At 69.0% G+C, this 13,025-nt stretch carries 12 protein-coding genes; 9 read left to right on the forward strand and 3 right to left on the reverse strand.

What is annotated here, in order from left to right:
- The first annotated feature begins 1 nt into the window (after nucleotide 1).
- From glp to HNP02_RS08785, 5 genes are all read left to right on the forward strand, one after another.
- The gene (gene glp, locus HNP02_RS08765; RefSeq protein ID WP_184437198.1) at nucleotides 2-1,222 is read left to right on the forward strand and encodes a gephyrin-like molybdotransferase Glp; all 1,221 of its coding nucleotides are present in this window, start codon (nucleotides 2-4) and stop codon (nucleotides 1,220-1,222) included.
- A 40-nt stretch (nucleotides 1,223-1,262) separates the two neighbouring features.
- Nucleotides 1,263-1,976, forward strand: a complete 714-nt coding sequence (locus HNP02_RS08770) for a phosphatidylserine decarboxylase (protein WP_184437200.1) — start codon at nucleotides 1,263-1,265, stop codon at nucleotides 1,974-1,976.
- The gene (locus HNP02_RS08775) at nucleotides 1,973-2,833 is read left to right on the forward strand and encodes a phosphatidylcholine/phosphatidylserine synthase (protein WP_184437203.1); all 861 of its coding nucleotides are present in this window, start codon (nucleotides 1,973-1,975) and stop codon (nucleotides 2,831-2,833) included. The genes HNP02_RS08770 and HNP02_RS08775 overlap by 4 nt, the downstream gene beginning before the upstream one ends.
- Nucleotides 2,834-2,904: 71 nt before the next feature.
- Nucleotides 2,905-5,052: an AAA family ATPase gene (locus HNP02_RS08780; protein ID WP_184437781.1), complete on the forward strand. Its 2,148-nt coding sequence runs from the start codon at nucleotides 2,905-2,907 to the stop codon at nucleotides 5,050-5,052.
- A gap of 8 nt (nucleotides 5,053-5,060) precedes the next feature.
- Entirely contained in the window at nucleotides 5,061-5,864 is an 804-nt protein-coding gene (locus HNP02_RS08785; protein WP_184437205.1) for an alpha/beta fold hydrolase, read from the forward strand.
- Here HNP02_RS08785 and HNP02_RS08790 read toward each other — a convergent pair.
- Entirely contained in the window at nucleotides 5,836-6,888 is a 1,053-nt protein-coding gene (locus tag HNP02_RS08790) for a methyltransferase domain-containing protein (RefSeq protein ID WP_184437207.1), read from the reverse strand. The two genes, HNP02_RS08785 and HNP02_RS08790, sit on opposite strands and share 29 nt — an antisense overlap.
- 170 nt (nucleotides 6,889-7,058) lie before the next feature.
- Between HNP02_RS08790 and HNP02_RS08795 the strand changes: the two genes are divergently transcribed.
- Together HNP02_RS08795 and HNP02_RS08800 are read left to right on the forward strand one after the other, a co-directional pair.
- A complete protein-coding gene (locus HNP02_RS08795; RefSeq protein ID WP_184437209.1) occupies nucleotides 7,059-7,337 on the forward strand; it encodes a type II toxin-antitoxin system Phd/YefM family antitoxin in 279 nt (92 codons plus the stop codon).
- On the forward strand, nucleotides 7,334-7,735 hold the full coding sequence (locus HNP02_RS08800) for a PIN domain-containing protein (RefSeq protein ID WP_184437211.1): 402 nt from the start codon (nucleotides 7,334-7,336) through the stop codon (nucleotides 7,733-7,735). Before HNP02_RS08795 ends, HNP02_RS08800 begins: the two co-directional genes overlap by 4 nt.
- 1 nt (nucleotide 7,736) lies before the next feature.
- Here the strand turns inward: HNP02_RS08800 and HNP02_RS08805 are convergent, their stop codons facing one another.
- Entirely contained in the window at nucleotides 7,737-8,186 is a 450-nt protein-coding gene (locus HNP02_RS08805; protein ID WP_184437213.1) for an SRPBCC family protein, read from the reverse strand.
- Between the two features lie 90 nt (nucleotides 8,187-8,276).
- Between HNP02_RS08805 and HNP02_RS08810 the strand changes: the two genes are divergently transcribed.
- Nucleotides 8,277-8,705: a DUF1707 domain-containing protein gene (locus HNP02_RS08810; RefSeq protein WP_184437215.1), complete on the forward strand. Its 429-nt coding sequence runs from the start codon at nucleotides 8,277-8,279 to the stop codon at nucleotides 8,703-8,705.
- On the opposite strand, the gene HNP02_RS08815 is transcribed toward HNP02_RS08810, so the two are convergent.
- Nucleotides 8,683-10,125, reverse strand: coding sequence for an FAD-dependent monooxygenase (locus HNP02_RS08815; protein ID WP_184437218.1), 1,443 nt, complete (start codon nucleotides 10,123-10,125; stop codon nucleotides 8,683-8,685). The genes HNP02_RS08810 and HNP02_RS08815 overlap by 23 nt on opposite strands.
- A gap of 95 nt (nucleotides 10,126-10,220) precedes the next feature.
- On the opposite strand from HNP02_RS08815, the gene HNP02_RS08820 reads away from it, so the two are divergent.
- On the forward strand, nucleotides 10,221-12,980 hold the full coding sequence (locus tag HNP02_RS08820; RefSeq protein ID WP_184437220.1) for a helix-turn-helix transcriptional regulator: 2,760 nt from the start codon (nucleotides 10,221-10,223) through the stop codon (nucleotides 12,978-12,980).
- Nucleotides 12,981-13,025 lie beyond the last annotated feature (45 nt).

The raw sequence follows: 13,025 nt of genomic DNA on the forward strand, positions 1-13,025 counted from the left end.
CATGCGGTCCGTCGAAGAACACCAGCGCGTCGTCGCTGGGTTGATCACTCCCCGCCCTGCCGTCACCGTCGATATCGGCGACGCACTCGGACTCGTCCTTGCCGACAACGTCGTCGCGCCGCTGTCGTTGCCGGGGTTCGACAATTCGGCCATGGACGGCTACGCCGTCGTCGCCGAGGACATCGCCGACGCGTCGGACGAACACCCGGTGAAACTGCCGGTGGCCGAGGACATTCCGGCCGGGCGCACCGACGAGCTCGTGCTGATCGCGGGTACCGCACACCGGATCATGACCGGCGCGCCGCTTCCGGCCGGTGCGACGGCGGTCATTCCGGTCGAGGCCACCGACGGCGCCACCGACGTCGTCAAGATCCGCGCAAGCGCGCAACCCGGCCAGCACCTCCGTCGCGCAGGGGAGGACGTCACCGAGGGCACCATCGTGCTGCTGGCGGGGCAGGTGCTCACCCCTGCCGCGCTGGGGCTGGCCGCGGCGCTCGGCCTCGGCGAGTTGAACGTCGTTCCGCGACAACGGGTTCTGGTGATGTCGACCGGTTCGGAGCTAGTGGCACCCGGGACGCCGCTTCTGCCTGGCCAGATCTACGAGTCCAACGCCGTGATGCTGGCCGCGGCGGTTCGCGACGCGGGTGGCGAAGTCACCACCGTCGCAATGACGTCCGACGACGTCGACACGTTTCGCGCCACGCTGCTGGAACACGCGGCCGCCGCCGACCTGATCATCACCACCGGAGGTGTCAGCGCGGGCGCATACGAAGTGGTGAAGGACTCGCTGGGCGACGAGGTGGAGTTCGTCAAGGTCGCCATGCAACCGGGGATGCCACAAGGTGCGGGGCGCTTCGGCGGAGCCGAAACGACAGGCTCCAGCGGGGGGACGTCGATCATCACGCTGCCCGGCAACCCCGTCAGCGCCCTGGTGTCGTTCGAGGTGTTCATCCGCGCCCCGTTGCGCGCGGCGATGGGTCTGCCCCACCCGGAACGCTCGCGAATCACCGCCGAGCTGACCGAGTCGCTGACCTCACCGCGCGGCAAGCGGCAGTTCCGGCGCGGCGTACTCGACCCGCAGGGGCGCTCCGTCACCAGCTACGGTCCTCCTGCGTCGCACCATCTGCGGTGGCTGGCGTCGGCCAACTGCCTGCTGGAGATCGGCGAAGACGTCGTAGAACTCGCGGCCGGTTCAGCCGTGCGCGTGTGGGACCTGGCCTAAACACCCGGCCGGGCCGGTCGATACGTATTATCGAGGCGCCATGGCCAGACCCGCGAGACCACCCGCAGATGATCACCAATCCGAGATCGCACGACTGGTCGACCTCGTCCAGTCGACCATTCCGCCGGTGCACCGCGCCGGCCTCCCGTTCATCGCGGGTGGGCTGGGCCTCGCCGCCGCGGGTCGTCGCCACCGATGGGTACGAGCCACCGGCCTGACGGCCGCCGCCGCGTGCGCGGCGTTCTTCCGTCACCCGCCACGTGTTCCACCGACGCGGCCCGGACTTGTCGTCGCGCCTGCCGACGGACGCGTCACCCTGATCGACAAGGCCACTCCACCAGCCGAGCTCAACCTGCCCGACGTCCCGATGAACCGGATCAGCATCTTCCTTTCGGTGTTCGACGCGCACGTCCAGCGCGCGCCGATCGGCGGCGAGGTGGTGACCGTCAAGTACCGGCCCGGCCAGTTCCAGTCGGCGGACAAGGCCACGGCCAGTGCAGAGAACGAGTGCAACAGCGTGTGGATCCGCACGCCGGACGGCGACGACGTGGTCGCGGTTCAGATCGCCGGGTTGGTCGCCCGCCGGATCGTCTGTTCGACGCACGCCGGCGACAAGCTCGCGCTCGGTGAGACGTACGGCCTGATCCGGTTCGGCTCGCGCCTGGACACCTACTTTCCTGCCGACGCGAAGGTACTCGTCGAGATCGGTCAACGTGCCGTCGGCGGCGAGACACCACTGGCGGAGCTGGCGTGAGTCCCGACTCTCGAAAACGCCCTACGCGGGGGCTACGGATTCTGCCAAGCGCGACGACGGTGCTGGCGATCTGTGCCGGACTGACGTCGATCAAGTTCGCGCTCGACGAGAAGCCGTGGATCTCGCTGGCCCTGATCGGCGCGGCCGCCGTCCTCGACGGCATCGACGGCGGCATTGCCCGCGCGCTGAACGCCCAGTCCCGGATGGGCGCCGAGATCGACTCGCTCGCCGACGCGGTCAACTTCGGGGTGGCGCCCGCACTGGTGATCTACGTGACGATGCTGCAGCACTCGCAGGTCGGCTGGATCTTCGTGTTGCTGTACGCGGTGTGCGTCGTGCTGCGGCTGGCCCGCTTCAACGCCCTTCTCGACGACGACACCCGACCGGCCTACACCCGCGAGTTCTTCACCGGCATGCCCGCGCCCTGCGGCGCCATAGGAGCGATCGGCCCACTGGTCGCCATGATGCAGTTCGGCCACGGCTGGTGGACGTCGCACTGGTTCGTCTGCCTGTGGCTGGCGTGCAACGCCGCGCTGCTCGTCAGCCGGGTGCCCACCCTGGCATTGAAGGCGATCTCGGTGCCGCCCAACGCCGCACCCATTCTGCTGATCCTTGTCGCAGCGGCCGCCGCTGGGCTCCTGCTGTTCCCCTACATCCTGGTGCTGCTGATCATCGCCGGGTACCTGTGCATCATCCCGTTCACCATCCGCAGCCAGCGTTGGGTGGCCGCGCGCCCCGAGGCGTGGGACGTCGAACCGCGTCAGCGGCGTGCCGTCCGCCGCGAGGCGCGACGCGCTGCGCCCTATCGGCGTTCGATGGCACGATTGGGTCTGCGCAGACCGGGCTCCGGGCAGTGACGACCAGTCACGAACAAGACGAGACGCCGCTGTCCCACCTCAGGTTGACGGCCCGACTCAACACATCGGCCATGGACTCGCGCCGCGGCGTGGTCCGACTCCACGGGGAAGTCCTTGGTGCGCTGGGCATTCGGGAATGGGATGCGATATCGCTGACGGGTGCGCGCACGACGGCAGCGGTAGCCGGCCTCGTCGTCACACCGGGTGTGCCGCCCGGCACGATCCTGCTCGACGACGTCACGTTGTCCAACGCCGGCCTGCGGGAGAACTCCACGGTGATCGTGGCGCCCGTGACGGTGCACGGCGCGACGTCGGTGACGCTGTCCGGGTCGCGGCTGGCCACCCAGTCGGTATCCCCGGCGACGCTGCGACTTGCGCTGCTGGGCAAGGTGATGACGGTGGGCGACACGGTCTCGCTGCTACCGCGCGACCTCGGCCCCGGCACGTCGACGTCCGATGCCACGACGGCGCTGGCGACATCGGTCGGCATCACCTGGACCTCTGAATTGCTCACCGTCACCGGCGTCGACCCGGCCGGTCCGGTAAGCGTGCAGCCGAATTCCCTTGTCACCTGGGGCGACGGAGCACACCTTGCGACGCAGTCCACCGCCGGCCAGCAGGCCGTCATCGCCCCCAGCCTGGCGCCAACCACCCCGCCCATCCCCGTCGACGACCTCAGGGGCGCACACAACCAGGTGGGTCGGCTGACCGAGTGGCTCAAGCTCGCGCTCGATGAACCGGCACTACTCGAAACCCTGGGCGCCAAGCCCAATCTCGGTGTTCTGGTATCGGGTCCCGCTGGCGTCGGAAAGGCCACCCTGGTGCGCGCGGTGTGTGCACAACGACGCCTGTTCGAGTTGGACGGCCCCGAGGTCGGGGCGCTGCGCGCCGAGGATCGGCTGGCCTCGGTGTCGTCGGCGGTCGCGACGGTCCGCAACGGCGGCGGGGTGCTTCTCGTCACCGATGTCGACGCGCTGCTGCCGGACACCCATGACCGACAACCCGAGCCGGTCGCGACCTTGATCCTGGCCGAACTCCGTTCCGCGGTGGCCACTTCGGGGGTGGCGTTCATCGCGACGTCGGCGGTGCCGGACGCCGTGGATGCGCGGCTGCGGGCACCCGATCTGTGCGACCGCGAGCTGAGGCTGAGCCTGCCCGACGGCGCCACCCGCAAGGCGTTGCTGGAGGTGCTGCTGCGCGGGGTGCCCGCAGAATCGCTCGCGCTCGACGAAATCGGCGAAAAGACACCGGGTTTCGTGGTCGCCGACCTGGCCGCCCTCGTACGGGAAGCGGCACTGCGGGCCGCCGCGCGGGCGAGCGGCGACGGAAAGCCGCCCGCGTTGACGCAGGACGACTTCACCGGTGCCCTTTCGGTGATCCGCCCGCTGTCCCGGTCTGCCACCGAGGAGGTTGCCGTCGGGTCGATCACGCTCGACGACGTCGGCGACATGGTCGAGACCAAGCAGGCGTTGACCGAGGCGGTGTTGTGGCCGCTGCAGCATCCCGACACGTTCGCCCGCCTCGGGGTGGACCCACCGCGCGGAGTGCTGCTGTACGGCCCGCCCGGCTGCGGCAAGACGTTCGTCGTACGCGCGCTCGCCAGCAGCGGGCGGTTGTCGGTGCACTCGGTGAAGGGCGCCGAGCTGATGGACAAGTGGCTCGGCGCTTCGGAGAAAGCCGTCCGCGACTTGTTCAGGAGGGCACGGGATTCCGCGCCGTCGCTGGTGTTCCTCGACGAAATCGACGCGCTGGCGCCGAGGCGCGGCCAGAGCGTCGACTCCGGAGCCACCGACCGGGTGGTCGCCGCACTGCTCACCGAGCTCGACGGCATCGACCCGCTGCGCGACGTCGTGGTGCTCGGGGCAACGAACCGACCGGATCTGATCGACCCCGCGCTGCTGCGGCCTGGTCGGCTGGAGAAGCTGGTGTTCGTCGAGCCGCCGGATGCGCAGGCGCGCCGCGACATCCTGCGCGCCTCGGGCAAGTCGATCCCGTTGAGCCCCGAGGTGAACCTCGACGAGCTCGCCGACGGGCTCGACGGCTACAGCGCCGCCGACTGCGTGGCGCTGCTGCGGGAGTCCGCGCTGACCGCGATGCGGCGGTCGATCGACACGGCGGACGTCACCGCCGCCGACGTCGAGAAGGCCAGGGCGACAGTGCGTCCCTCGCTGGACCCCGTGCAGGTGGAGGCATTGCGGGCGTTCGCGGCCGGGCGTTAGGTGGTCGTATGACGAGCACGGTGGTATCTCCGGACGGCTCGCAGATCGCCTTCGAGTCGTACGGTGACGGACCCGCCATGCTGCTGGTACATGGCGGCACCGCGACGCGGATCAGGTGGGCACCCGTACGCGAGAAGCTCGCGGCCAGGTACACGGTTCACGAGATGGACCGCCGCGGCCGCGGTGGCAGCACAGCGGAGGTCGGTCCGTACAGCCTGGCCCGCGAAGGGCAGGACGTGGCCGCCGTCGCGGAGGCGCTCGGTGGGGACGTCTACGTCGTCGGGCACTCCTACGGAGCGCTCTGCGTGATCGAGGCTGCCCTCGTCACCTCGGCCTTCCGGCGCATCGTGCTCTACGAGCCGCCGATGCCCTCGCCGGGCGCGGACGTCATGCGGTCCGAGCTACTGGCATCGATGAGGACGATGAGCGACCCGGAAGCGATCCTGGAAACGTTCTATCTCAACGCCTTACAGCTGCCGCAGGCCGCTGTGGACGCCCTCAAGGGGACCGAGGTCTGGCAGGCGAGAGTGACCGCCGCGCCGACGATCATCCGGGAGATCGACGAGGTCAACGAGTTTCGGGCCACCGACCGTCTCGCCGGTATCACCGCACCGGTGCGGATGTTGCTCGGCACCGAGAGCCCGACGTATCTGCGTGCGGCGACGGCGGCGATCGCCGCACAGCTTCCGGACGCCCGCGTCGTTGCGGTGCAGGGCCAGGCGCACCAGGCCATCGATGCCGATCCCGACCAGTTCGTCCGGCTGGTGTTCGACTTCGATGCGACTACGGACGGGCCTCGAGCACCAGGTTGAACGGTGTCTCGGTAGCCCGCCGGAAACGGGTGAAACCGCCTTCGTCGACCACGATTTCGCGCAGTCGCGCTTCGCCGGCCTGAGCGCCGAGCGCGGGACCCTTGCGCGCGAGTGAGACGGGCACGCAGATCTGGGTGGACGCGCCGTACATCACCCGGCCAACTGGGTTGAGGTTGTCCTCCACCCGGTCATTCGCGAACGGCTCGACGATCATCGCCGTCCCGTCGCCGTTGAGCGCCTGCCGCGCGTGCCTCGACACGCCGATCGGATCACCCATGTCGTGCAGGCAGTCGAAGAACGCGATGAGGTCGAAGCCCTTCTCCTGGTAGCCGACCGCATCGGCAACCTCGAAGCGCGCGTTGGATGCACCTGCCGCCGCGGCCTTCTTGGCGGCGACGTCGATCGACTCGGCGTGATAGTCGTACCCTACGAACTCCGAGTTGGGATAGGTCGTCGCCATCAAGATGGTGCTGGCGCCGTGCCCGCAACCGACGTCGGCGACCTTTGCCCCGCTCTCCAATTTCGCCACGACGCCGTCCAGTGCGGGCAACCAGGCGCCGATCAAACTGCTGTTGTAGCCGGCGCGGAAGAACCGCTCGGTTCCCTCGAACAGACACGGATGGTGCTCACCCCACTCCATGCCACCCCCGGACTTGAAGTTCTCCAACGTGTGACCGAGGGCGTGAAACGTCGCCTCGACGATGTTGTACGCACCGGGCATGTCGACCGGACCGTTCGGGTCGGTCAAGCACAGCGCCTGCTCCGGGCTCAGCGACCACTTGCCGGCTGACGCGTCGAACTGCACGTATCCCCCTGCACCCTGGTTGCCGAGCCATTCGCGCACATACCGCTCGTCGGTACCGGTGCGCTGCGCCAGCTCGCCGGGTGTCAGCCCGCCTTTGGCCAACTCGCGATACAGCCCGAGCCGATCCCCCACCAGGATCAGCGTCGCACTCATCGCGGCCCCCAGATCACCGACCGCCTTGCCGATGAACTCATTCAACTTGTCTTCGTCGATCGTCATGCTGTTTCCTCCCGCAGACATGGATGGCCAGGCACAGGCGTCAGGCCGCCGGTTTGCTGTATGCCACCTGTGAGCGTGCGCCCCGGGTATGCCATGGCGCTGTCATTCCGCCAAACGCTCTTCCAAAACATGTGCTACGGCCCGTAGCACATAAGCGCTACAGTTGATGAATGTCCAACGTCATCAGCCAGCGCGAGCTGCGTAACGACAGTGGCGCGATCATGCGTCGGGTCGAAGAGGGCGAACGCTTCACCGTCACCCGCAACGGTTCACCGGTGGCAGACCTGGTGCCACACGTCACGTCGGCGTCCGAACGGCCGCGGTTCGTTGCCGTCGTCGATATCGCTGCCGGGTTGGATCAATTGCCACCCTGGGGCGTCCAGCGGTTCACCCAGGACTTGCTCGACCTTGACGACGCGGTCGACGACAGTGTCAACGACCCGTGGTGACCAGCCGCCACGACCGTGCGCTGCTCGACACCTCCGTCGTCATCGACGTCCCTTCCGACGTCGTGGCATCGCATGCCAGCACCGCCGCCGTCAGCACGATCACCCTGGCCGAGCTGGCGTATGGGCTACACACCGGCGATCCTCTGATCGACGCGTCGCGCGAGCAGCGCTACCACTGGATTCTGGCGACATTCGACCCAGTTCCGTTCGACGCACGCGCCGCACGTATCTATGGCGCCCTGTGCGCGCAAGTCCGCGCCAGCGGACGCGATCCGAAGCCACGCAGGTTCGACTTGCTGATCGCCTCAGTGGCCGTCAGCCTCGGCGTCCCGCTCATCACCCGCAACCAAGCCGAGTTCCGGGGCATCCACGATGCCCTCGACGTCATCGCGGTCTGAGTCAGCCCCGTTCGGCCAGCGCGGCCAGCTTGTCCACGGATGCCTGCAACTTGTCGGCGGTGGTGGCGCGGGCGCGCACCATGCGCTTCTCGTCGGTGAGCCGTGACCAGTCGTAGGTGTGGGTGACGCGGGTGAGCGCGTCGTCCAGCGGCTCGAGCTCCCAGCGCCACAGGTGGCCGGGCGGGGTCCCACCCGGCTCCGACGGCCGCCACGCGATGAGCCGCCCCTCCTCGAACTCCTCGACGTGGTTCTCCCGCGCGGCACCCGTCGTGAGCGACATCGTGAATACCGCACCAACACGCCGCACGCGCTGACCGGCAGGCGCCTCGGCGAGATTGTCGTTGCCATCCCAGCGCGGCTGCTGAGCCGGATCGGCGATCAACTCGAAGATCACGTCTGCCGGGGCGGCGACGTCCCGGCTTGCATTGACCACCCTGCTCTCGTCGGACATGCCCTCATTCAACCTCAGCCGTTGACAGTCCCCCACCGACATGTCACAGTAGGACTATCTAACTAGGCAACGTCAAGATCGGAGTCCGACATGACCACCATCGCCCACACGTCGACGGTCATCCGCGCTGGTGACCACGATCGGGAGAAGACCGCGAACCTCCTCGGCCAGGCGCTTGCCCAGGGGTACCTCGACATGACCGAGTACGAGCGCCGGGTACAAACCACGTTCGCCGCGAACACCACCGCTGAACTGCGCGAACTCGTCGCCGACCTGCCGTCGGCGTACCTGCGGCGCACCGACCCGCGCAGGCGCGCCGCCCGTCAGCGCGCGGCCCGAATGTCGGTCCGCCTTCACCTCGCCGGGTACCTGACGATGGTCATCATCGTGCTGACGGTGTGGCTGGCCGTCGCCCTGTCTGCCGGCGCCTGGTACTTCTGGCCGATCTGGCCAATCCTCGGCGCCGGCATCGGTGTGCTCGGTCACGCGATCCCGATCAAACTCGCGATGCGGGCCTAGCGATCTTCGTCCACTGATTGACGGCGGCGCGGATGGTCACTTCGTCGGGCACCGTGTCGGACGCCCATGCGACGTACCCGTCAGGGCGAATCAGGATGGCCGCGGGCAGCGTCGGGTCGCCGTGCACACCATTCGCCACCCCCGGCAGCTCGATGTCAGTGGAGGCCCGGGTGAGCAACACGAAGCGACCCGTGCGCAGCAGCTCGAAGAGTCGCTGCGCGCCACAGTCGACGTCGGGCATCCGCCGTCCGACGAGCTTGTGCGCGCCCCTCGGACGCGCGTAGTGGATCCCGATCCCGGTGAGCAGACCGCCCAGGATCCGGCGCCCGATCGGAAGTCCGAGGATGACGGTGACGGCGACTCGGCGGAAGAGCCTGCGAAACGCGCTGGTTCCGAGCACCAGCGTGTTGAACGCGTCGGTCAACCGCAGCACCGTCGTACCAACGGGGTGCCGCTCGGCCTGATAGCTCTCGAGCAGACCGGCCGGAGCAGTCCCGCGCACGGCCTCGGCGAGCTTCCACCCGAGGTTCATCGCGTCGCCGATGCCCGTGTTCATGCCCTGGCCACCGAGCGGTGAATGCACGTGCGCGGCGTCGCCCGCGAGGAACACCCGCCCGACCTGGTACCGGCGCGCCTGCTTGCGTTCACTGAGAAACCTTGAGCTCCAACGCATCTCCGTGACCCCCAAGTCGGTCCCGGCGATGCGGATCATCGCGTCCCTCATCTCGGTCTCGGTGACGGGCTCGTCGAGCGGCGCCTGCTCGCGCAGGCGGTCCCACACGATGAGGCGGAACCATCCGTCGCCGAACGGCACCACCAGCACCACACCCGCGACGCTGTTCCTGGCGAACAGCCCTTCCTCGGGCGGGCTCGGGATCCTGACGTCGGCAAGCAGGATGTGGGTCTCGTACTGCGTGCCGACGAAGTCGACGCCGACCAGTCGGCGAACCGCGCTGTGCGCACCATCGCAACCCACGACGTACTTGGTGCGCAACGACGTGCCGTCGCCGAGGTCCACGGTGACGCCGTCGGCGTCCTGGTTCAGCCCGACGACCTCCGCGCCGCGCGCGACGTGCACGCCGAGTTCCGTGGCGCGCGCCTCGAGCACGCGTTCGGTCCAGCTCTGCGGCGCGATCAGCAGCATGGGATACCTGCTCTTCAGCTCCCGCAGGTTCAGTACCGCGCCGGGGGCCGGGGCAACCTCGTGGATTTGGACCCCGTGCGGCAACAGCTCATCGGCCATGCCGCGCGAATCCAGCAGTTCAAGCGTCCGGGCGTGCACCGCGAACGCCCTGGTCATGTTGGGTGTATCGGCACGGCGCTCCACCAAACCCACCCGGATGCCCCGCATCGCGAGCTCGCACGCCAGCGTCAAACCCGTCGGGCCCGCGCCCACCACGATCACGTCGTTGTCAGTCATGGTTGTCATCTCCTCGATTTCATCGTCGTTGCCTCCAGCGTCGCGCTCGGGCCGATCGGTCGAATCAGTGAAATCACCAGTCCTACGATTTGAGCGTGCTCCACGGCCGCGGACGGGAAAGCGCTCGGATCGACGAGCTGATCGCGTCGGCTCGCGACGGCGAGAGCGGTTCGCTGGTGCTTCGCGGCGAGGCCGGCATCGGTAAGTCGGCGCTGCTGGGTCGTGCGGCGGACCTCGCGACCGGGATGCGGGTGCTGCCCGGCACCGGCGTCGAGACCGAGTCCGAGCTGCCGTTCGCGGGACTTCACCGGCTCCTGCTGCCGGTGCGCCACCTGGTCGACCTGCTTCCGCCGCCACAGTGTTCTGCGATGAAGAGCGCGTTCGGCGACGGGCCCGTCGTTGGCACCGACCGTTGGCTGCTGTCGCTGGCCGTGTTGAACCTGCTGGCCGAAGCCGCCGTCGAATCTCCCGTGCTGTGCATCGTCGATGACGCCCAGTGGCTGGACAGCGCCAGCGCCGACGCGCTGACCTTCGTCGCACGTCGCATCCAGGCCGAGGGCATCGCAATGCTGTTCGCGGCGCGCGACGATCCGCTCCGGCCGTTCGCCGCACCCGGCCTACCGCAGCTGCAGCTCACCGGCCTCGACGAGGCCTCCGCCGACGCGCTGCTCTCCGAACGAGCGCACGTGCCCGTCGCCGCCGCGGTCCGCGACCTGATGTTGTCGGGGACGCTCGGAAACCCGCTCGCGCTCGCCGAACTGGCCGAGTCGTTGAGCGCGGCTCAGTTGACGGGAACGGCCCCGCTTCCCGATCGCCTTCCGGTCGGCGCGGACGTCGAACACCTCTTCGGCGACCGGGTCCGCCGCCAGCCCGCCGATACCCAGACCTTCCTGCTCGTCGCGGCGGCCAGTGACTCCGACGACGTCGACCTGGTGATCCGCGCCGCGCGCTCGCTGGGCATCGACGCAGGCGCGCTCGACGCGGCAGAAACGGCCGGCCTGGTGATCATGCGCGCCGGCGCACTGACGTTCCGTCACCCCCTGGTGCGGTCGGCGGTCTATCGGGGCGCGACGTCCCAGGCGCGCCGAGCCGTCGAGCTGGCACTGGCCGACGCGCTCGACGCAGTGAAGGACCGTGACCGTCGCGCCTGGCATCGGGCCAACGCCGCGACCGGGCCGGACGACGCGATCGCCACGGAGCTGGCCCACGTCGGCGACCGGGCCGGTGACCGTGGTGGGCACGTCGGAGCGACGGCCGCCTATGAGCGCGCCGCCGAGTTGACCACCGACGACGACAAGCGTGCGGTCCTGCGTGCCGACGCCGCACGGGCAGCCTGGTTGGCGGGCCAGCCCGACAGGGCCCGCGACCTCCTCGACAGGGCCGCGCCCTCCAGCGCCGACGCACCACTGCGCGGACGCATCGCACATCTGCGCGGAACCATCGAAGCCGCCTGCGGCGCACCCGTGGCGGCCTACGCGACACTCGTCGCCGGCGCAGAACTGATCGCCGAAGCCGAACCCGACCTTGCCGGTTTGATGATCGCCGAGGCAGGCCAAATCGCTTGGGGTACGGGCGATCTGACTCGCATCGCGGAGGCGGGGCGGCTGCTTGTCGCGTTGCCGGGCACGGCCACCAACCCGGGCGCGCGCGTCGTCGTGGGACTGGCCACCTTCATGGCGGGCGACGGCGCGGGCGCCGCCCGAGAACTGGCCGCCGCCGCCGACCTCGCAGAGAACTCCGACGCACCGCACATGGTGATGCTCGCCGCCGCGGGCGCGATGTTCATCGGCAACGACGTCAGGGCCATCGACCTGTTCACCCTCGCGGTGGCCAGGGTGCGTAGGGCGGGCGCGGCAGCCACGCTGCCCATCCTTCTCGCGCCACTGTCGACGATCGAGATGTTCACCGGTCGCTACGTCGCCTCCACCACGGACGCGACGGAAGGACTCCGGCTCGCCACCGAGACCGGTCAGGACAACCCCGCGGCGCACATGCGCAGCGTCCTCGCCTGGCTTGCCGCCGTGCGGGGCCAATCGGACGAATGCGTCGACCTAGCGAACGAAGCGCTCGCCCACGCCATCGGTCAACGACTCGGCCCGCACGCAGCGATCGCGTCGTGGGCGCTGGCCCACAACGACCTGGCCTCTGGCCGCTCGGAGCAGGCCTTCGATCGCCTGCAGGATCAGGCCGCCGCCCCCGCCGGCGAAGGCAACCAGATGATCAGCCTGTTCGCGGCGGCCGACCTGGTGGATGCGGCCATCCGCACCGATCACGGGGACGAGGCGCAGAACGCAGTGCTCCGGCTGCAAGCCTGGGCCGCCAACACCACCGCTCCGTGGGCGCACGCGTTGGTGTTGCGGTGTCGGGCACTGCTCGCCGCGGACGACGACGACGCCGGCCGTCTGTTCTCCGAAGCTCTCGAACTCCACGCGAGTGGTGGGCGCCCCTTCGACACCGCCCGCACGGCGCTGATGTTCGGCGCTCGGCTGCGCCGTCGACGCCGCCGGGCCGACGCCCGCAAGCACCTTCGCAACGCGCTCGAGACGTTCGAACGGCTCGGCGCTACCTCGTGGGCCGAGCAGGCAAGGGCCGAACTGCTGGCCACCGGCGAAACCGCACGCAAACGCGACGTCAGCACGCTCACTCAGCTGACTCCGCAGGAGTTGCAGATCGCACGACTGGTCGCCGCAGGATCGACCAACAAGACCATCGCGGCGCAGCTGTTCCTCAGCCCGCGCACGGTCGACTACCACCTGCGGAAGGTCTTTTCGAAACTGGGGCTCTCGTCGCGCGTCGAACTCGTCCGACTGTCACTCGACGACGACGCGTTATCCCCTCCCCGTAAACTGGCCTGAGACAAAGCCAGCCACACTTCGACGGCTGGCACCCCGACATCGGAG

It is taken from the genome of Mycobacterium sp. AZCC_0083, assembly GCF_014202335.1.
In the GTDB taxonomy this organism is placed as follows: domain Bacteria; phylum Actinomycetota; class Actinomycetes; order Mycobacteriales; family Mycobacteriaceae; genus Mycobacterium.